Annotated in this window: 17 protein-coding genes; 12 read left to right on the forward strand and 5 right to left on the reverse strand. The window is 60.2% G+C overall.

The window, feature by feature from the left end; genetic code table 11:
* Positions 1–26: 26 nt before the first annotated feature.
* From OXI69_03100 to OXI69_03120, 5 genes are all read right to left on the reverse strand, one after another.
* Positions 27–869 (reverse strand): ZIP family metal transporter, encoded by an 843-nt coding sequence (locus OXI69_03100; GenBank protein MDE2665118.1) that lies wholly within the window; start codon positions 867–869, stop codon positions 27–29.
* A gap of 475 nt (positions 870–1,344) precedes the next feature.
* On the reverse strand, positions 1,345–1,743 hold the full coding sequence (locus OXI69_03105) for a hypothetical protein (GenBank protein ID MDE2665119.1): 399 nt from the start codon (positions 1,741–1,743) through the stop codon (positions 1,345–1,347).
* A 236-nt stretch (positions 1,744–1,979) separates the two neighbouring features.
* Positions 1,980–2,660: an SAM-dependent methyltransferase gene (locus tag OXI69_03110; GenBank protein MDE2665120.1), complete on the reverse strand. Its 681-nt coding sequence runs from the start codon at positions 2,658–2,660 to the stop codon at positions 1,980–1,982.
* Positions 2,661–2,703: 43 nt separating this feature from the next.
* A complete protein-coding gene (locus tag OXI69_03115; GenBank protein ID MDE2665121.1) occupies positions 2,704–3,000 on the reverse strand; it encodes a type II toxin-antitoxin system RelE/ParE family toxin in 297 nt (98 codons plus the stop codon).
* The gene (locus tag OXI69_03120; protein MDE2665122.1) at positions 2,997–3,263 is read right to left on the reverse strand and encodes a type II toxin-antitoxin system Phd/YefM family antitoxin; all 267 of its coding nucleotides are present in this window, start codon (positions 3,261–3,263) and stop codon (positions 2,997–2,999) included. The genes OXI69_03115 and OXI69_03120 overlap by 4 nt, the downstream gene beginning before the upstream one ends.
* 312 nt (positions 3,264–3,575) lie before the next feature.
* Between OXI69_03120 and OXI69_03125 the strand changes: the two genes are divergently transcribed.
* From OXI69_03125 to OXI69_03180, 12 genes are all read left to right on the forward strand, one after another.
* Positions 3,576–4,793, forward strand: coding sequence for a Xaa-Pro peptidase family protein (locus OXI69_03125; protein ID MDE2665123.1), 1,218 nt, complete (start codon positions 3,576–3,578; stop codon positions 4,791–4,793).
* Between the two features lie 164 nt (positions 4,794–4,957).
* Positions 4,958–6,913 carry an acetate--CoA ligase gene (gene acs / locus OXI69_03130; GenBank protein MDE2665124.1) on the forward strand — a complete coding sequence of 652 codons (1,956 nt, stop codon included), beginning with the start codon at positions 4,958–4,960 and terminating at the stop codon, positions 6,911–6,913.
* Between the two features lie 109 nt (positions 6,914–7,022).
* Positions 7,023–7,541: a thiol peroxidase gene (tpx, locus tag OXI69_03135; GenBank protein ID MDE2665125.1), complete on the forward strand. Its 519-nt coding sequence runs from the start codon at positions 7,023–7,025 to the stop codon at positions 7,539–7,541.
* A 185-nt stretch (positions 7,542–7,726) separates the two neighbouring features.
* Positions 7,727–9,181 (forward strand): glutamate--tRNA ligase, encoded by a 1,455-nt coding sequence (gltX, locus tag OXI69_03140; protein ID MDE2665126.1) that lies wholly within the window; start codon positions 7,727–7,729, stop codon positions 9,179–9,181.
* A 167-nt stretch (positions 9,182–9,348) separates the two neighbouring features.
* Positions 9,349–10,566 (forward strand): nucleoside permease, encoded by a 1,218-nt coding sequence (locus OXI69_03145; GenBank protein MDE2665127.1) that lies wholly within the window; start codon positions 9,349–9,351, stop codon positions 10,564–10,566.
* A 1,062-nt stretch (positions 10,567–11,628) separates the two neighbouring features.
* A complete protein-coding gene (locus tag OXI69_03150; GenBank protein ID MDE2665128.1) occupies positions 11,629–12,786 on the forward strand; it encodes an ABC transporter permease in 1,158 nt (385 codons plus the stop codon).
* Between the two features lie 154 nt (positions 12,787–12,940).
* Positions 12,941–14,104 carry an ABC transporter permease gene (locus OXI69_03155; protein MDE2665129.1) on the forward strand — a complete coding sequence of 388 codons (1,164 nt, stop codon included), beginning with the start codon at positions 12,941–12,943 and terminating at the stop codon, positions 14,102–14,104.
* Positions 14,105–14,107: 3 nt separating this feature from the next.
* Positions 14,108–15,487 (forward strand): efflux RND transporter periplasmic adaptor subunit, encoded by a 1,380-nt coding sequence (locus OXI69_03160; protein ID MDE2665130.1) that lies wholly within the window; start codon positions 14,108–14,110, stop codon positions 15,485–15,487.
* A gap of 110 nt (positions 15,488–15,597) precedes the next feature.
* On the forward strand, positions 15,598–16,299 hold the full coding sequence (locus tag OXI69_03165; GenBank protein ID MDE2665131.1) for an ABC transporter ATP-binding protein: 702 nt from the start codon (positions 15,598–15,600) through the stop codon (positions 16,297–16,299).
* A gap of 101 nt (positions 16,300–16,400) precedes the next feature.
* A complete protein-coding gene (locus tag OXI69_03170; protein MDE2665132.1) occupies positions 16,401–17,165 on the forward strand; it encodes an RNA methyltransferase in 765 nt (254 codons plus the stop codon).
* A gap of 973 nt (positions 17,166–18,138) precedes the next feature.
* Positions 18,139–18,486: a hypothetical protein gene (locus OXI69_03175; protein MDE2665133.1), complete on the forward strand. Its 348-nt coding sequence runs from the start codon at positions 18,139–18,141 to the stop codon at positions 18,484–18,486.
* A 740-nt stretch (positions 18,487–19,226) separates the two neighbouring features.
* Positions 19,227–20,399 (forward strand): pyridoxal phosphate-dependent aminotransferase, encoded by a 1,173-nt coding sequence (locus tag OXI69_03180; GenBank protein ID MDE2665134.1) that lies wholly within the window; start codon positions 19,227–19,229, stop codon positions 20,397–20,399.
* Position 20,400 lies beyond the last annotated feature (1 nt).

Consider the following 20,400-nt stretch of genomic DNA (forward strand, 5'->3'; position numbering starts at 1 on the left):
CCCGATTGATTATCATTGGAGGATCCCTACACCCAGATTCCCAGGACCGCCATGCCGGCGAGGCCGACGAATACCAGAACGAATTTGAGGAAACGGTCGGTGTCCTTTACCGGCATCGGCACGTCGTCTTTCCCGATCAGTGTGCTGCGAATGAAGTGCGCGACGCGGTCGTCGATCCTGGACATTTCCGCGTTGATGACGTCCAGAATGGCTACGTAGATGAAGGTTCCCGCCGCCAGGGCGTTGAAACTCCCTTCGATCAGCTTTGCAGCCTGTCCCTCGAGAAGGTTGGAAGCCACCGTCCCGACCAGGATTCCCAACGGAGTCATCGCGACGAAAATGGTCAGTACCGTCCAGAGGCGTCTCCGATCGGCGCCGGAAGCACGGACGCTGACCATCAGGGCGAAGGCAGCCGAACCCTTGTGGAACAGGATGCCCAGCATAACGAGCACCGATGTGGCGACTTCGGCCTCGAGACCCAGGGCGGCGCCGGCGATGATGGAGTGGATGGAGAGAACTACAAGTAGAACCAGGGGATAAATCGGCTGACGGGTTTCCTTTCCCTCACCCGGTCCCGCGTAGCCTTCAAACAGAACACGGTCTATGAGCAGCAGCAGGCCGACCCCCACTGCCGCCAGCAGTGGCGCAACGGGATACTCGAATGCCCCCTCAAAGGCCTCTCCCGCTTCGGGCAGCAGGTGGATGAACCCCGCACCGAGGAAGATGCCGCCGGCCAGGGAGTTGCCCAGTGACAGGAATCTGCGGCTTCCGTGTTGACGAGCCGCCAACAGTGGAATGATGCCTCCGGCGATACCGACGGCAAGGATCGATAGAGCCGCAACGATTTTGATGGTGAGCAGGGAGTCCATAGTGGCTTCCGCCTCCTTATCCCAAACGATGCTCTCCAGAATCTCTCAGAGCGGGTTTAACCCGCATTTCTCACCAGGCCGCTGGAGGCAGGACAAGAAGTAGATTATCTTCAGCACCTTGATTGGCTCAATGTCAAGGGCTTGCGCATCACAGACGGCGCTGGGCATGCCCTGGCTTGTCCTTTTCCCTTCAGCGCGCACATGCTCCCTCGACCGTAGTGACCGCTACGCTCTTCGGTCGCGAGCACGCGCTGAAGGGAAAATTCCTGCGCCATGATCATGCCCCCTGGTGAGAAATGCGGGTTAATGGCGCAAGACAATTTTTTGGGCATTGGCCCAGGTGCCTCACGACGGGCAGGTAGCATCAGTGTTGGATGGTCTCCGCAATAAGTCATAAGGCACGAGCGAATCTGCAAATTCCGGCCTGGGGTCAGTCATTGGTGTGAAACTTCGTGTTGGGAGGGAATACGGTTTGTCAGGCCGGCTCGTCTTCATCGGGGGCGGTCAACTGCTTCAAGAAGGGATGACCCTTGGCTTTCAGCTTCTTCTCCAGCCGTTCCGTGCAGTCGCAGTCGGTGCAGGCCCAGGGTTCCTCGCCGTTCATGTCCCGGCAGCGGTTGCGGTCATGGGCGTCCTGCACACGCTCCAGGTCGAAATACTCCTCCCAATAGGGACGTTCTTCCTGCAGCGGAGTCGGACAGAAGCAGACCTCGACCCAGCGGACCCGTCCGTCAGCCGTCCTGCGCGCCTCTTCCATGTTTCGAAGATACTCGCCTCCGGCTACCGATCCGCGGCCCAGGGACTTGTCCTCGATGGCCTCAAGCAGGGGACGCTTTCGGTTCGACTTGAGTTGAGCAGTGACGAGGTATCTCATGGACAGACGACTCCGCTCTGTTCAGACAGACTTCTTGAGGCGCGTTTCTGCCAAACTTCGGGATTCAAGACCGATTAACCCCAATATTACGGAGTTTTGCGGAATTGGCAACACTCGCGGGAACGATGGCGGAAGTAGAGTGGGCGTCGGGTGGAAGGGTTTGGCAGGCGTTGGTGGGTGAGGTTGGGCAAAACGTTGCCGAGGTGATTTCCGGGGTCATCTTTCCGGATTGAATGTCATCTCCCTAGCCGCATCATCTTGTTCCCACCCCTCTGGAACTCGTAGGAAACCGTTTCGATGGAGGCCTGAAGCCCTTTTGACTTGAAGTACTCAATCACTCCCTGAACGTGAGGCGAGGGTGTACCGCCAACCTGCAGCAGGGGGAAGACACGTGCCTCTGAGGCTACCCTAAGCATTTCTTGCAGAGCGCTGCAATGAAAGGCCAGATCGAACTGGGCGCTGTAAAGAAATAGAAAATGCGAGGATAACGCCAGATCGTACCTGGCGTCGCTAAAGGGCAAATGGGGTAGTGATGCATCCCAATATCGTCCTTCGATCTTGCCTGTGGGAAAGTCGGAAAGGAATCTGCGCATAGCCAACATCCGCCTTCGTCCCAGTTCCTGAATGGACGGCACATGGGTCCAGACAAAATCCTGCTGATTATCACGCGCCTGCTTCATGACGACGTCGAAAGTTTCCTGCCCCCGCCGTTCGATGACGGCAGCGGAATACGCATACAGCGGATCGACGGAGACGACGGCACGGTCCAGGGCCGACATCTCCGCATTGAAACTGGCCGGTCCGTCGCCACAGCCCAGGATTCGGCCGCCGAGATCACCTTCCGAGAGGTCGAACATCGCCCGATATTCGGCCAAGGTGCGCCCCCAGGGAATCACACTGTCGATGGAGAAAGGCATGTCGCGCCCCGGATCCGTTCTCAATGGACGCAGTGGGTAAAGATCAGGCCTGGCTTACCGGCTTCCCCTGCGTTAGCAGGTCTCTCAACGTCTCGTAGACATCACGTCTCGGTCCGATGTAAACCACCGTTACCCCACGGGAATCGGGCCGGTAGATGATTCGGTACCGTGCGACGGGGAGAGACCACAGGCCGGCAAGTTCGGCAACCAGAGGTTTCCCCTGAAACGGATGTTCTCGAAGATCATCCAAGGCGGTGCGGATTGCCTTCTTCGAGGTTGGATGAAGGTGCCGCAGAATCTCTTTTGCAGCTTCGGAAACGAAAACTGAGGAAGGTCTCAATCCTCGAAAGCCTCTTCCACGCTCACAACCCGCCCGGCGGTGACGTCGTCCAGACCCTTCCGGATCCCCTGAACCATCGCCGGATCGGCAAGTATTTCGATCGTCTCCCGCAGGCCTTCGAAATCCCGGTAGGGGAGCAAAACCGCCTTGGGCGTACCATTCTTGGTGATGACCACCTTGGCGTGCTGCTCTTCAATGCGGCGGAGTACGTTAAGGAGTTGCGACTTCGCCGTGGATACGGGGATATACTCGTCAATGGACATGGTGAAAATTATGACTGGGATTCTGACTATTGTCAACGGACCCGATCATGGACATTCCTCGCAGTTGGGGCCTTCCTCCTGCAGGGGTTCCCGTGCCCTCGGACGCACAGCCGTATCATCACACCTTCCATTGACCCTTCTTCTCCCTTATCGCTATAGTGGACAGCCCGCGTGAGATGAGCAGAGGAGCCTCTCCATTACTCTTCTCCGTCGCCTTTCGGATCGCTGTCACGACAATGGTTCCGGCCAAGTTCCGGCGCAGCCGTGACGGATTCCCGCTCGGAACACTCCGAACCGAAAGAATTGAAACCCATGGCCTCCCCCGACCATGAACGACTGAACCAGATTCGACAGTCCCTGGCCGAGGGGGGACTGGACGCCCTGCTGCTGCTCTACCCGGACGACATCCTGATGGCCACCGGCATGCTGCCGGCGAGCACCCACGTGGCCGTCCTGGTGGACCGGGACGGCGGGGTCGGCCTGCTGACCCCCTGGTGGCGGGAATCCTTCGTGGCCGAGGAGAGCTGGGCAGACCGTATCGACTGCTTCGACTGGTGCAAGCGGGGCTGCCAGGTGGACCCCGATCAGGCCGTCATCGAGTGGCTTCGGAGCGAGAGGTCGAGGCAGGGGATTGAAAAGGTCGGGGCGCATCTTGAAGTGCACCATTACGGCCCCAACAAGATGCCATCGGAGTGTTTGACCTATGACAGGATCAGGGCCGAGCTGCCTTCGATTTTCCCCGTGGTTGAGGACGCCGGGGACCGGATCAACCAGCTCAAGTCGGTCAAGTCCTCCCGGGAGGTCGGCAAGCTCAAGCTGGCCCACCAGGTGGTGCGAGCGGGAGCGCAGGCCTTCTACCAGTTGGCGCAGGCAGGCATTCGAGAAATCGATCTGGCCACCGAGGTCCACTGCGCCGTCCTCCGGAAGGCGGCATCACTGGGAATCGACTACGTCTTTTGCGAGATGCCGCAGATTACCTCGGGTGCTGAGCGCACTGGGATAGCCGATACCCTTTCCAATCATCCCACAGCGCGACGACTGCAACAGGGAGATCTGGTGCTGTTGGAATTGGGCGCCCACGCCGAGGGGTACTGGGCCGACATCACTCGGGCCACGGTAGTCGGCGAACCGACCGCATTGCTTCGGAGGTTGCACCAGGCCGTCCTGGATGCCCAGGCGGCGGCAATCGCGCGTTATGTCCCGGTAAAGAGCACGGGGGAACAACTCTGCGAGGCCTCCTGGCAGGCCATGCGAGAGGCCGGATTCGAGCAGGGAATCACCCATTTTCTGGGCCATGGCCTCGGTTTTGCCTACCACGAGGACCGTCCCACCCTGGGTCCCGGAGAACAGCGGCCGGTATTGCCCGGGCAGGTGACCTCGATCGAGCCCGGACTCTACTGGCGGGAAGGCGGCCGTCCGGTGGCCGGCATCCGGGTTGAGGAAAACGTGGTATGGGGTTCCCGAGCCGGAGAAGTCGAGATCCTGTCCGACTATTACCGCGGGCTGGATCGTCAGGGCGGGGGATTTTGAGTCCCGGCGGGAGACTTGTTGCGAGTCCGGACGGTGCCCGCGGAAATGGTCGGTTCGGCTGTGGAATCCTCGGGAAATTGGCGTTAACGGCGAAATGGCTGCCGTGTATAATAGCGCCCCTGTGTTCGGGTTGTGGAATGGCTGTGTAACCACAAGGGGGTCTGATGAATCGCTCCGATCAACCCATTGAAGCTCTGCTGGACGAAGAGCGCCTCTTTCCGCCTCCGGAGGAGTGCTCTCGAAACGCCAATATGGCCGATCCGGACATCTATCAACGGGCGGCCAAGGACCCCGAGGCCTACTGGGCCCAAGCTGCCGAGAGCCTGGAGTGGATGCGCAAGTGGGATCGAGTCCTGGACTGGAAGCCACCTATTGCTCAATGGTTTGTGGGAGGGAAGTTAAATGTATCAGTGAACTGCCTGGACCGGCATGTTCGGGGTTGGCGTCGCAACAAGGCCGCCTTCATTTGGGAGGGAGAACCCGGAGAGGAGCGGGTTCTGACCTTTGCCGACCTCTACCGGGAGGTCAACCGGTTCGCCAATGCCATGAAGCGGCTGGGTGTGCAAAAGGGCGACCGGGTCACCATCTACATGCCCATGATTCCGGAATTGCCCATCGCCCTGTTGGCCTGTGCCCGGATCGGCGCCCCCCACAGCGTGGTCTTCGGCGGGTTCAGCGCCGAGTCCCTGCGAGACCGGATCAACGACGCTCAGTCCAAGCTGGTGATCACTGCCGACGGGAGCTACCGGCGCGGTCAGATCGTTCCCCTCAAGCGAAACGTGGACGCTGCACTCGAGGATTGCCCCTGTGTCGAGAAGGTGGTGATGGTTCGAAGGATCGGGGATGCGGCTCCGGTGGCGGTGGACGAGACCCGGGACGTCTGGTGGCACCGCGTCGTGGAAAATGTCCCGGCCTACTGCGAGCCCGAGCCCATGGACTCGGAGGACCCGCTGTTCATTCTCTACACCTCAGGGACCACGGCCAAGCCCAAGGGTATTCTGCACACCACCGCCGGCTACATCCTGGGGGCGTCCCTGACTCACAAGTGGGTGTTCGACGCCAAGGAAGAGGACGTCTACTGGTGCTCGGCCGACATCGGCTGGGTTACCGGGCACAGTTATATCGTCTACGGGCCCCTGGCCAACGGAACCACCGGGGTTCTCTACGAGGGTTCCCCCGACTGGCCCGACAAGGACCGCTGGTGGGCCATGGTGGCCAAGTATGGCGTGAATGTCTTCTATACGGCTCCCACGGCCATCCGGGCCGTCATGAAGTGGGGCGAGTCCTATCCGGCGAAGCACGACCTGTCCACGCTGCGCCTCTTGGGGACGGTGGGCGAGCCCATCAACCCCGAGGCCTGGATGTGGTATCACGAGAAGATCGGGCAGGGGCGCTGCCCCATCGTGGACACCTGGTGGCAGACCGAAACCGGCTCCATCATGATTTCGCCTCTGCCGGGCCTCACCACCACCAAGCCGGGTTCGGCCACCTTCCCGCTTCCGGGCATCGATGCCGACGTGGTGGACGAGGCCGGTAACAGCGTCCCGCTGGGCGGAGGCGGCTACCTGGTGCTCAAGTCTCCCTGGCCTTCCATGGCCCGCACCATCTATGGAGACCCCAAAAGGTATGAAGAGACCTATTGGCAGCGCTTCGGCAAGAACGTCTATTTTGCCGGGGACGGCTGCAAGCGGGACGAGGAAGGCTACTTCTGGCTGTTGGGCCGCGTGGATGACGTCATGAACATCTCGGGGCACCGGTTGAGCACCATGGAAGTGGAGAGCGCCCTGGTGGACCATCAGGAGGTGGCCGAGGCGGCCGTGATCGGCAAGAAGGACGATATCAAGGGAGAAGCCATTGCCGCGTTCGTAACCTTGAAGGAAGGGGCTGAGGGGAATGCCGGCAAGGTAGACGAGTTGAAGAAGCACGTGGTCCAGAAAATCGGACCCATTGCCCGGCCGCAGAGCGTGTACTTTACGGCCGAGCTGCCCAAGACCCGAAGCGGCAAGATCATGCGGCGGTTGCTGCGCGATATCGCCGAGGGACGGGCCCTTGGGGATACCACCACCCTGGCAGACGCCACCGTGGTGGCCAAGCTGAAGAGCCAGTACGAGGAAGGCTAGGCGCAAACAGTCCCTGCCGGATGCCAGGTTGCAGGGTTCTGTCCGGCGAGCCGTGGAAGTTCAAGTTGTAAAACAAATAACGCTATCGATCCTAAGGAGGAAAGAAGACATGGCGCAGGAACGAGCTGGAGCCACAACATTTCTGGGGAATCCATTGACGCTGGTCGGGCCCGAGTTGAAAGCAGGTGACCCGGCCCCCGACTTTACCCTGCTCTCCAACGACCTCAAACCCGTCGGGCTATCCGATTCCGCCGGCAAGGTGCGCCTCATCAGCGTGGTCCCGTCGCTGGATACCCCGGTTTGCGACCAGCAGAGCCGGAGATTCAACCAGGAGGCCGCCGGTCTGGGAGACGGGGTGGTGGTTCTGACGGTTTCCGCCGATCTGCCGTTCGCCCAAAAGCGCTGGTGCGGAGCGGCCGAGGCGGACCAGGTCCAGACGCTCTCGGATCACCAGGAAATGTCCTTTGCAGCCAGTTATGGCACCCTGGTCAAGGAGCTTAGGCTGAACAGCCGGGCTATTTTCGTGGTGGATTCCGGCGGAACCCTCCGCCACGTGGAGTATGTCAAGGAAATCGCCTCCCATCCCGACTATGACGCGGCGTTGGCTGCCGCCAGGGACGCCGTTTAGGCACGCCTGGGACGGACTTGCCGAATCCATGCGATTTCGGCAGGTTCCGACCATCTGTCCGAACCGCCGGCGGGGAGCCTTGATCAGCGCTCGCCCGCCCGGGCGGACGACTTCCGGCCACCCCGCCCAACCTCTTTCCTGAATTTGCACACAGTGATTTCCAATAGTTCAAGGAGGATCCTGGCGTGCCGGGTGTAAGAGTACGCTTTGCGCCGTCCCCCAGCGGATCCCTGCACGTGGGCGGGGCGCGTACGGCACTGTTCAACTGGCTGTTTGCCCGAGGTCAGGGCGGTCGCTTCATCCTCCGAATCGAAGACACCGACCGGGAGCGCTCCAGCCCGGAGATGGTGGAAGACATTCTGGGGGCTCTCCAGTGGCTGGGCCTGGACTGGGACGAGGGCCCCTTCCTGCAGTCGGAACGGCTGGACCGCTACCGCCAGGTAGCGGATCAGCTCTTGAGCGCGAACAAGGCCTACCGCTGCTCTTGTTCGACAGCCGAGTTGGCGGCCAAGCGCCAGGCGGCGTCCGCTTCCGGAAAACCCTGGAAGTATGACGGCACCTGTTGCGGGTTGTCGTCAGACCGGTCAGTGGAGAGGCATGCCCGCGGTCTGCCCGGCGTGGTGCGCTTCAAGGGGCCCCGCGACGGAGAGGTTGCCTTCGAGGATCGAATCTTCGGCCGGATTGTCCACCAGGCGAAGCAGATCGAGGACTTCGTGCTGGTTCGATCCGACGGCATGCCCACCTACCACCTGGGCGTGGTGCTGGACGATCTGGACATGAAGATCACCCACGTCATCCGCGGCGCCGACCACATCTCCAACACTCCTAAGCAGATCCTCCTTTACCAGGCCCTGGGACGGACGGTTCCCGATTTTGCGCACCTCCCGCTGATTCTGGGCCCCGACCGGACCAGGCTCAGCAAGCGGCACGGGGCCACCGCCGTGACCACCTACCGGAAACAGGGCTATCTGCCCGACCCCTTCTGCAACTTTCTGGCGCTGCTGGGCTGGTCTCCGAAAACCGAGGTGGAGTCTCTGTCCACTGATGAGTTAATCCAGCAGTTCTCCCTGAAGGGTGTGAACAAAAGCAACGCCGTCTTCGACCTGGAGAAGCTGTCCTGGTTCAACAGCCGCTATCTGCGCAACGCCCCTGCCGAGAGGCTTTTCGCGCTGATCAGGGTCGAGCTGGAAAGGGAGGGACTATGGAAAGGGGAGTTCGACTCCTCCGACCGGGCCTGGATGCTGAAGGTGATCGATCTGCTCAAGCAGCGCGTCCGCATGGTGTCCGACTTCGCCACCCAGGGGAGAGCCTTCTTCACCGATGACTTCGAGATCGAAGACAAGGCTCGCCGGAAATTCCTCAAGAATGACGCTCTGCCGGTTCTGATGCCCGCACTGGGCGCGCGTCTCGGGTCGCTGCCCGTCTTCGGACTGGAGGAGACGGAATCGGCCCTTCGCGCCTTTGCCGCCGAAAAGGAGGTCAAGGCGGGTCTGCTCATCAACGCGGCCCGAGCACTGCTGACCGGAAAGGCGGTAGCCCCGGGAATTTTCGAGGTCATGGCGGCTCTCGGGCAAAAACGGACCGTGACCCGCCTGTCGGGGATGTCCTGGGTTGAGGGTGAGAAGGGGACTGGAGACTGAGGTGGAGCGATGAAAAGAGTTATCCACCAAGGGCCACGAAGGAATACGAAGGGCCACCAAGAAAACCAAAAGGAAAATGGTCTTGTCGCTACTCAGCAACCGCGGCCGGAACAATGGCCCTTAGCCGGGCGCAAGCCGATAGACCGCTCCGTCAACGAGGTCAAGGTATGGTTCGCCTGAAGCTCTCCGCCATGATGTTTTTGCAGTATTTCATCTGGGGGGCCTGGTACGTCACCCTGGTCACCTATTTGAGCCGGACCCTTGGCTTCAGCGACAGCCAGATCGGCTGGGCCTACGCCACCACGGCCATCGCGGCCATGATCTCTCCATTTTTCATGGGGTTGGTGGCCGACCGTTACTTTTCCTCGGAAAAGGTGCTTGCGGGGCTGCACCTAATGGGCGGGGTCCTGCTGTATTGGGTATCCGGTCTGGAAAACTTCAGCCACCTCCTCCCGGTGCTGTTGATCTACACCCTGTGCTACATGCCGACCCTGGCGCTCACCAACTCCCTGTCCTTTCACCACATGGAGAGCCCGGAACGGGAATTCCCCAGGGTAAGAGTGCTGGGGACCATCGGTTGGATCGCCGCCGGCCTGCTGGTGGGACGGTTGCACCTGGAGGCCACCGCCGTGCCGCTGCAAATTGCCGCCGGCGCGTCGGTGTTGATGGGTTTCTACTGCCTGCTGCTTCCCCACACCCCTCCCAAAGGGGGCGGTCAGCCCTTCAGCCTCAGGGGACTGCTGGGGCTGGATGCCCTGAGCCTGATGAGGGAGCGCTCCTTTGCCATCTTCGTGGCGGGATCGTTTCTGCTCTGTATTCCACTACAGTTTTACTACACCTTTACCAACCTGTTCCTCAACGAGATCGGAGTCAGTCAGGCCGCTAGCAAAATGACCCTGGGGCAGGGATCCGAAATTCTCTTCATGCTGGCCATGCCCTTCTTCCTGACCCGGGTGGGACTCAAGGGGACGCTACTGATCGGAATGGCTGCCTGGGTGGCCCGCTATCTGCTGTTTGCCTGGGGCGACGGCAACCAATACCTGTGGATGTTGCTGGGAGGCATTCTCCTGCACGGCATCTGCTACGATTTCTTTTTCGTGGCCGGCCAGGTTTACGTGGACCGCAAGGCACCCATCCGGGTTCGGGCAGCGGCCCAGGGATTCATCGCCCTGGTCACCCTGGGCCTGGGCATGTTCGTGGGCGCCAGGGTTTCCGGGCTGGTGGTGCAGCATTACAGTTATCTTGATGGGGCTGGTGCCGTGCAGCATCATTGGGGTGAGGTCTGGCTGGTGCCCGCGGTGGCCGCAGCGGTGGTGCTGGTGCTCTTTGCGTTCTTCTTTCGGCCCGGGAGGGTGGAGGCGAATGAAGCGCCCGGGTCGGGCTAGTCCGTCGCCCGTGGCGGAATAGAGGCATGGGCCGCCTGTTTCCAGGCTGAGCCGGTAGCGGTCCTTATTTGCTCCTTTCATGGAAACAGCCCTCAATATCCTGCTGGCTGTTCTGATCCTGGGCGGAAGCGCCTTCCTGACCCAGTGGTTCACGAACACCATGTACATCCGCTGCCGGAGCTGCGGGACCCTGAATGCCCGGCGGAGGACTCATTGCAGGGCGTGTTCCAGTCCGTTGGAAGAAAACTCCCGGAGACCAGGTCGGAGAAAAGGTCAAGGTCCTGGTTAGCCGCTTCCCGTCCCCGACGACGGGACGGATCATACAGAGTGAACCAGGGATGCTTCAGAGGAGTGGAGAGTGAAGAGGGAAGAGCTCTTTGATCGACACGCAAAGCATCGTTCCGGCCTCGGCGCAGTCCTTCAAATAGGTCTGGAATCGATCAGTCAAATGTCCTGTTGCTCTCGGCACGGTCCTTGAGAAAGTGCAACTGGGTCATCAAGCGCTTGGCTGCTTTCAGCACCATCCGCTGACCACTCTTCACTCTCCACTATTCACTTTTCACCCAGGCGCTCCTCCCTCCCCAACGACGGGGCGACTCATAGGGGCGGAACCGGGAGGTTTCAGACAAGTACCGCCCCCGCCCTGTCGTGCGGATCATTCGAGGGTGAAACAACGAATCTTCATAGCCTGTCGGGGAAAAGGGTCCTGTTCCGTTAGCACGGTTTTCCACCTAATTGAACATCGATGCACAGGATGCACAGGATTAACGGGACAAGAGCTTCCAGCACGAGAGGCCAGCTCAGGCGATGATCCGGTGCGGTTTTGCGGATTCCCGGCATGAAGAGCTAGCCGTTTCCTGAAAAAAATCCTGTATATCCTGTGCATCGATGTGAATAAAAAATTTGCCCATGCTCGACTTTGAACCGGTTTCCAGCCACTAGGCGCCAGCGTTTGTTTCAGGTAAGGGATGCCCAGGATGCTTTGACCGAGTCCGCCGGAGTTGTGCTAATCTGAAAACCAGCGGGAGTCTCTGCTTTCTTCCCGCGGAAACGAGACTATCCGTGTTTCGGGATACCCTGAACCTGGCTCTCAAGAATGCGCTGCGCAACCGGCGCCGAACGCTGCTGACGGTTGCCAGCATCAGCATTTCGCTGTTTCTGCTGGGAGTACTCCTTTCGGTCTATCAGGCCTTCTACCATCAGGAGGGCCCTCCCGAGCAGGCCCTGCGACTTGTGACCCGCAACCGGGTCTCTCTGACCTTCTCCCTTCCCGAATACTATGAACAGCAGATTCGCCAGGTACCTGGCGTGCGCGAGCTGGTGCCCACCTCCTGGTTCGGCGGGGTCTATATCGACAATCGACCGGAAAATTTCTTCCCGCGGTTCGCCACCGATCCGGAAAGGATCTTCGAGGTCTACAAGGAGTTCACGGTGCCTCCCGAACAGCTCGAGGCCTTTCAGTCGGAGCGCACGGCCGCGGCTGTCGGCAAGAGCCTGGCCGAGCGGCTGAACTTCAAGCTGGGCCAGAGGATTACGATCAAGGGGGACATCTACCCGATGGACCTGGAATTGACCATTCGGGCCCTGTTTGAAAGCGATGTCGAAAACCAGGACTTCTCCATGTATTTTCACCGGAAATACCTGGAAGAGGGCTTGCCCGAGTCCCGGCGCGGGATGGTGGGAACCTTTGGCGTCCTGGCCGATTCCGCCGAGTCGGTGCCGCGCATCGCGCAGCAAATCGACGATCTCTATCGAAATTCGGAGCGCCAGACCAAGACCGAGACCGAGCGGGCCTTCCAGTTGAGCTTCGTTTCCATGCTGGGCAACGTCAAGGTGTTCCTGCTCAGCATTTGCGGCGCCCTGGTTTTCACCATTCTGCTGGTGGCCGCCAACACCATGGGCATGTCGGTGCGGGAGCGCATCACCGAGATCGGGGTGCTCAAGACATTGGGATTTACCACCGGCAAGGTGCTGGGCATGATCGTGGCCGAGGCCGTCCTGATATCCCTGGCGGGGGGCCTGCTGGGATGCGGCCTGGCCTGGGGAGCATCGGGGTTCTTGCGACAATCGCAGCTCATGCTTTCCGGGCTGTCGTTTTCACCGCCGGTGTTCCTGATCAGCCTGTCCATTGCCCTGGCCATCGGCATTCTGAGCTCCCTGGTCCCGGCCCTGGGAGCGACCCGGATGCCCATTACTTCGGCGCTTCGGCACACGGGGTGACAGCCGTTTGTGCTCAAGGAGCAGCCGGATAGTGGGGAGAAATTGAGCGCGTCCTCAACCGATTGAAGCGTCTGGTTCGGAGCCCTTGCGGCCGCGCGGTGTTCCTCCCGTCGGCCTGGATGGCTGAGACGGTGGGGAAGCCCTGAGTCACGATATGCCTTTGCCTCTCTCCTACAACTTGAAGAACCTGACGGTCCGCAAGACCACCACGGTCATGACGGCCTTGGGCATAGGACTCACGGTGGCGGTGCTGCTGGGAATACTGGCCCTGGTCGGAGGCCTGGAAAAGTCTCTCCAGGCCACCGGGCATCCGCTCCACCTCCTGGTAATGAGGAAGAACTCCATCTCGGAGCTGGTCAGCCAGGTCACCCGCGAGGCCGTGTCGACCATTCGCAACAAGCCGGGGATTCAGCAACTGGAGGGGGGGCCCATGGTTTCCCCCGAAATAGTGACCGTCATCAATTTGCCGCGCCACAACAGTCCCGAGGGGGCCAACGTGAACATCCGGGGCCTGCCCCCGATGGGAATCCGAATGCGGCCCAACCTGAAGTTGAGCGAGGGCCGTTGGTTCCAGCCGGGTCAGCGGGAAGTGGTGGTGGGGAAATCGATCGCAAGGCGGTACGTCAACGCCGGCGTGGGAGATCGGCTGCGCTTCGGCCGCGGCGACTGGAATGTGGTCGGTATTCTTGACGCCGGCAATACTGCCTTCGACAGCGAGATCTGGGTCGGTCTCAATCAACTGGCCACCGATTCCAATCGCATGGAAGTGCTTTCCTCGGTTCTGGTCCGCGCCAGCGATCCGGTGAGCCTGCAGGCGCTCCAGAACGCCCTGGCCGACGATCAACGGCTTTACCTGGAGGGCAAGCGGGAAGTGAACTACTACCAGGAGCAGACCGCCTCGGCCGAGCCGGTGAAGTTCCTGGGCATCTTTGTTGCCGTCATCATGGCTGTCGGAAGCTGCTTTGCCGCCATGAACACCATGTATGCGGCCGTGGCTCGTCGCTCGCGGGAGATCGGGACCCTGCGAGTACTGGGTTTTTCGGGAGGCAGCATTCTGCTTGCTTTCGTGATCGAGTCTCTCCTCCTTTCCCTGCTGGGCGGGTTGATCGGGGTACTGCTGGTGCTGCCGCTGCATGGCCTGGAGACCGGCATCGGCAACAATCTCACCTTCAGCGAGACCGGTTTCGATTTTCGTCTCTCGCCGGCCATTGTGGCCTTTGGGGTTGGATTTGCCTCGATCATGGGGCTCCTGGGCGGACTTCTGCCGGCCCGTGGGGCCGCCAGGGAAAGCATTCTCAATGCACTGCGGGAGTTGTAGCCGGTGGTTGAATCCGGGAAAAATCTGGAGCAGGAACTCGACAGCCTGAGAATCCACAAGAGCCGAAGGCGTTCCTCGAGCGGCCCCTCCCGGTGGACAACCCGCTGGATTCTTGCCGGTGTTGTACTGGTTCTGGCTGTGACCGCGGCCGTCACCGCTGCCCGCTTCGCCAGGCAGGAGATCGAGGTGGAAGTCTTCCGCGTGGTCGCGGGCGGTGAGTCCGGGTCTCAGGGCCCTGCGGTGGTCCTGAACGCCTCCGGGTACATCGTGGCCCATCGCAAGATCCAGTTGACGGCCAAGGTGGTGGGGAAAGTCGCCTGGATCGGTGTCGAAAAGGGGGACCTGGTCCAGCAGGGACAGGTTCTGGTCAGGCTGGAGGATGCCGAGTATCGGGCTCAGGCGCAGCAGGCCGAGGGACAACTGGCCAGCTTGCTGGCACAATTGAGCGAGCTGGAGGCCGGCTCCCGTCCCGAAGAGATCGCTCGCGCCAATGCCAACCTGGCCCGTGCCCAGGCCGATCTGAAGAACGCCAGGATCAACCTGGATCGGGTGCGGAAGCTCTTTGAGGAAGAAGTGCTGCCACGGCAGGACCTGGACAACGCCCAGACCCGCTTCGAGGCCGAGGCGGCTCGAGTGGAATCGCTGTCCAGGGAAGCCGACCTGGTGCGATTGGGTCCACGGGAGGAGCAGATCGAAGCTATGAGGGGGCGGGTCAAGCAGGCCCGTGGCGCGTTGGCTCTTCGCCGGACCTACCTGGACTCCACCGTCATTCGAGCCCCGATCACCGGAACGATCCTGGAAAGGGCCGTGGAGAAGGGAGAATTTGTCACCACCAGCTTTGTGGGTGAACGCGGGGCCAAGGGCTACGTGGTCACCCTGGCCGATCTGAACGATCTTCAAGTGGAACTGGACATCAGCCAGGACGACTTCGCCAGGCTCTCCATGAAGCAGGAGGCCACCCTCAAGACTGATGCCTTTCCCGACCGCTCCTACCGCGGCTATATTGCCGAGATCGCACCGGAGGCCAACCGGCAGAAGGCAACCGTGCAGGTCAAGGTCCAGGTGGCCGATCCCGACTCCTTCCTGAGACCGGAGATGAATGCCCAGGTTGCCTTCCTGGCTCCGGAAGAGCCGTCCAACGGAGATCGGGCTCCCACGGGTTTGCGGATTACCGTGCCTACCGCGTCTGTGCGTGACCGGGAGGGTCGCAAGACGGTGTTGGCGGTCCTGCAGGGCCGGGCCAGGGAACGCCCAGTCCGGATCGGAGATCTCACTGCCGAGGGCGTAGTCGTCACCGAGGGTCTGATCGGCGGGGAAGATATCGTGGTGAACCCTCCCGGCAATTTGGAGGATGGGGACCGGGTCCGCAGGGTAGGGGATTAGCGAGGCTGTGCCTCGGATCGGCGAGCAGGAAAAAGAGATATCCACGAAGGGCCACTAAGGGGTTGGAGAAGGGTCGAGAGGGGCTCGCCAAAGGTCGAAAAGGGGAATGCATGGTTAACGATTTGGTGGTGGAGGCCACTGACCTGCACAAGGAGTTCCAGCGGGACGCCTTTCAGGTCATTGCCTTGCAGGATGTTCATCTAACGATTCAAAGAGGAGAATTTGTGGCATTCATGGGACCGTCGGGGTCGGGCAAGTCCACCTTGCTCTATCTCATTGCCGCCATCGACCGCCCCACTCGCGGGCAGGTCAAGGTCCTGGGCCGGGATCTCCTTAAGCTCAAGGAGCGGGCCATAGCGGACTGGAGGAACGAGAATGTCGGTTTCATCTTTCAGACCTTCAATCTCATTCCCGTCCTGACCGCCCGGGAAAACGTGGAGCTTCCCCTGTTGCTGACCCGTCTCAGCCGACAGGAGCGGAACGAGCATGCCGCTACCGCTTTAGGGCTGGTTGGATTGTCGGACCGAATGGATCACTATCCGCGCCAGCTTTCCGGCGGCCAGGAGCAACGGGTGGCTATTGCCCGAGCCATTGTGAGCGATCCCTCCATTATCCTGGCCGATGAGCCCACCGGAGACCTGGACGCGCAGTCGGCCCAGGAGATCCTCACCATCCTTTCCAGGTTGAACCGCGACCACGGGAAAACCATCCTGATGGTGACCCACGATCCTCATGCAGCCCGCCACGCCAGCAAGATCCGCTATCTGGAAAAGGGACAATTGCTGCCCGAAGGAGCGCCCCAACCCGAATAGTGCATCTCCGGATGGGTTTGGCAGACGTGGGCGATCCCGACAAGCAACCCGCATTTTGATTGTGTAGCAAACTGCCGGTGAAAAGACCCGGCGAGCCGCCCATGCCTGATCTCGGCCGCATTGCCATTGTGCTGGTGGAGACCAGCTCCCCGGGAAACCTGGGCTCGGTGGCCCGTGTCATGAAGAACATGGGTATGGGTCGACTCGTCCTGGTCGACTGCAAAGCTGATCTGAGCGAGGAAGCCCGGCAACGGGCCCGGGGAGCCGACGACCTGTTGGAAAATGCCGTACGGACCAGCGGGCTTGCCTCGGCGCTGGAGTCCTTTCACCTGAGCGTAGCCACCAGCTCGCGGACGGTTCGATGGTTCGATCGATCCCTGCAGCCTCGGGAGATGGCAGCCGAGCTGCAGGCGCTGGCCCCCGGGCACGAGGTTGCCATCCTCTTCGGGCCCGAACGCACCGGACTGACCAATGAGCATTTGCAGTACTGCCACTGGCAGGTGAGGATTCCCACCGTCCCCGGATTCTCATCTCTCAACCTGGCCCATGCCGTGGCTATCGTGGCCTACGAGCTTTCCCAAGGACTCTCGGCACCTCCTTCCAAAGGGGTTCGGGGGCTGGCGGAACTGGGTCAAACAGAGACCTTCTCTCAAGATCTGGAAGGATGTCTGAAAGAAATCCAGTTCCTCAAGAAGCAGAATCCCCGGGAAATCATGATGACCCTGCGTCAATTGCTGGCACGGGCTTCACCCGACGATCGCGACATCCGCATTCTGAGGGGAATCCTGAGGCAGTGGAAGTGGTACGCCCGGAGTAGGGGGATGCAAGAAGGGACACGAAGGGGGGCTGAGTATACTGGGTCATGAGTATTGCTACGTATTTTGGGTGGCCATTTCGAATGGGAGCTGTGTGTTTGGGGCCCGCCGTTTGGTCTGCCGCGTACGCGGCTGCGACAGTGGGTAGATGTGGCGTGGGGCGGCGTTTCTTTGGAGGAGGTGGTGCGGTCCCGAACGGGTGCTTTCAATGCGCCGCATTCGCGGCTGGGTTGGTGCTGAACCCAAACGACCCCGGGTTGACACCCGGGGCTACCCTGAGCCGCAGCTACGCAGCTCTATAAGGATGGCCCCTAGGTGGCGTCTCGCCGGGTACCCCCGTCAACCGCAGCATTCGCAGCTCTCCCCGAACCCACAATGCTGCAAGAGGAAACGTGCTTTTCTATTTAGAATATGCCCTGGCGCAGAGCCCGGGGGGAGCTATCGGGAAACGTCGCGTAGGGGAGTATAGCCGCGAACGCGGCGGCTATGATTGTTCAGTTGTAATACACTAATTATAAAAGACCTATTTTAGAGAGGTCCGTCTCCATCCCCTCATTAAATCCCTCTAGTTGAACCGTAATTTACTGGACGATTCAGGACGTTGATGGACAGGTCAGCCAAGTATCAACCTTGAGTCCGAGGCCGTCAAGCGGGTCCTGAGCCCGCCACGCGATATCCATAGCCAATGCAGTGCCCGCAGTTCGGTCCAAACCATTTTTGATCACCGGCTCTTTCTAGCACCTACGGATCCGGCGCGTGCTACGGTCGCCCTATCGGCTACCGTCGCCCCATTCCTTCGTCTAGACATAGCGTGATTCTCCTCTCCTGTAGCTTCTCAAAGAGTTGCTCAAATCACTGTCCAAAGAAATCGTGGGGCGGGAGATCTGATTCTTCCAGTTGGCTGGCCGGAAAGAGGGTCCTTGTAAGGATCTGTAAAGCCCCTCTCACAATAGAGGTGCGATATACTCGTAAATCAAACACCATCAAGAAATGTCAGGCAAGGTAACTAGAAAAGGAGGCGAATATGTGGAGAAAAGTACACATCTCGGCTGTAGCGGGCGCTTTTGTCCTAGGCTTCGCCCTTGGTGCCATCCTCTTTCTCTCCCAGAAATTTGTGATCGTCCCCAAGGACAGCCCGCACCGTGTCACTGAAGAAAATACCTCTACAGGGCTCCCCTTTCATCTGATGCCAGCAAGAGTAACCCTGGGGACGTCCATTGTTAAACGGCTCGACGAGAACAACTGGAGATACACGTTTATGAATCAGGACAAATCTGGAAAGCACACAGGGTTTCACGTGTTCCGTCTCCGGCGAGTAAATGCGGGCAAAGAGTACATGGACGCCACCGCTGAAATCCGGCAGACCAACTAACCCTCCTGGCACTTCTTGACTTGCTGGTGCACTGAGAATCGACCACTTACGACTCTCCTTTGCGCAATCTTGACAATTTGGGGTGGTCATCTGATCCGGCACAGCAGGACCAACAGGAGGTGCTGCTCGCAGAGAGCGGAGCTTTCGCCGTCGTGGTTAGGGGAACTATGAGAGAGTGCTGAGAGCCCGGCAGATTTACCGACAAGGCCAACCTCCGGCTTCCGGCTCCCGGAAGGCTGGACGAAGAGGTACAATCCGTTTCCGTCGGCGTGTCTTCCGGGCGGAGCGGAGCGCAGAAAGGCGGTCGAGAGGGCGTTGCTGGGGTGGCGGCCGGTGGGCTTGGTTTTAGGTCGGGCAGGAGGGACGTTGCTTAAAGTATCCATCCCCCTGTTAAATGGGGGATGGCAGTGGAAAGCAAGGGATGTTGGTAGCAAGTCCAGCGATGGCAAGACCTAGATAATACACTCATAAATAACACAGTTATAGACTATAACGGACGGAGATAAACGTCACTGGAATTTTAATGACTGTTGCTGCGGCAACAACAGGTAGCCGTGGGCGTCAGCCCATGGGGAACGACGCTTCGCCATCCCCTGAGAATCCGGGATTGCAGGCGTCGGGGGACGGACTCCCGAACGGTTTTACTTTGCTCCGGGAACTGAATATACTCTGCTTCCGCCAGGGCCGTGTGAAGCCCGGCTGAAAGCCTGGAATGACTGGAATTGACGCGGGGAGAGACGATGAGACTAGCCAAACGAGTCGGGCGCCTTTCGCCCTCGCCGACCATGGCGGTATCGGAAGAGGCCAACCGCCTGCGCTCCGAAGGTCGGGAGGTGGTGGACTTCAGTATCGGTGAGCCGGACTTCAACACCCCCGACAACATCAAGGGCGTAGGACACCGGGCCATCGACGACAACTTCACCCGCTATACCTCGGCACCGGGTATCAAGGACCTCAGGGAAGCTGTGGTGGAGAAATACCGCCGCCAGTATGGGGTCGACTACTCCGTGCCCGAGGTGGTGATCTCCTGCGGCGCCAAGCACACCTTGTTCAACCTGGCCTTTGCCCTGTTCGAAGAAGGTGACGAGGTGCTGCTGCCCGTTCCCTACTGGGTGACTTTTCCCGAGCAGTTCAAGATGGTTGGAGCCGTACCGGTCGAGGTCGTGACCCGGGAAGAGGATAACTTTGTCCTCAAGGCATCGGCCCTGGAAGCCAAGGTAACCTCCCGCACACGAGCCATGGTGGTCAACACGCCCAACAATCCTACCGGAGCCGTAATTCCGGCCGATGAGATGAACCGGATCGTGGACCTGGCCCTGGACCGGGATCTGATGATCATTTTCGACGAATGCTATGAATTTTTCGTCTTCGACGGAAATCGGCACACCTCGCTGGCTCGGTACGCCGACCGTGCCAAGCATGTTTCCTTGCTGGTCAACACCGCTTCCAAGACCTACGCCATGACCGGATGGCGCATTGGCTACCTGGTGGCCCCGCGGGAAGTCGCCAAGAGCGTCAGCAACGTCCAGAGCCACAGCGCCAACCCGGCCTCGGTTTCCCAGAAAGCGGCCCTTGAGTCCATCCTCGGCAGCCAGGACTCGGTGTCACAGATGATTGCAGAGTATGAGCGCAGGCGTCGTTACGTAGTGGAACGGCTCAACGGCATGCCCGGCCTGAGCTGCGCCACTCCGGGAGGCGCCTTTTACGCCTTCCCAAACATTTCCAGCTATTTCGGGAGCGAGGTGCGGGACTCGGTGGAGTTTTCCACTTGGCTGCTGCGTCATTCGGGAGTAGCCGTGGTTCCGGGTTCAGCCTTCGGCATGGAAGGTCACGTGCGCATCTCCTTTGCGACCAGCATGGAGAACCTGGTGACCGGAATGGATCTGATGGAACAGGCTCTGGGCAGCATGTAAC

This window comes from Acidobacteriota bacterium (assembly GCA_028875575.1).
Taxonomy (GTDB): Bacteria; Acidobacteriota; Terriglobia; order Versatilivoradales; family Versatilivoraceae; genus Versatilivorator.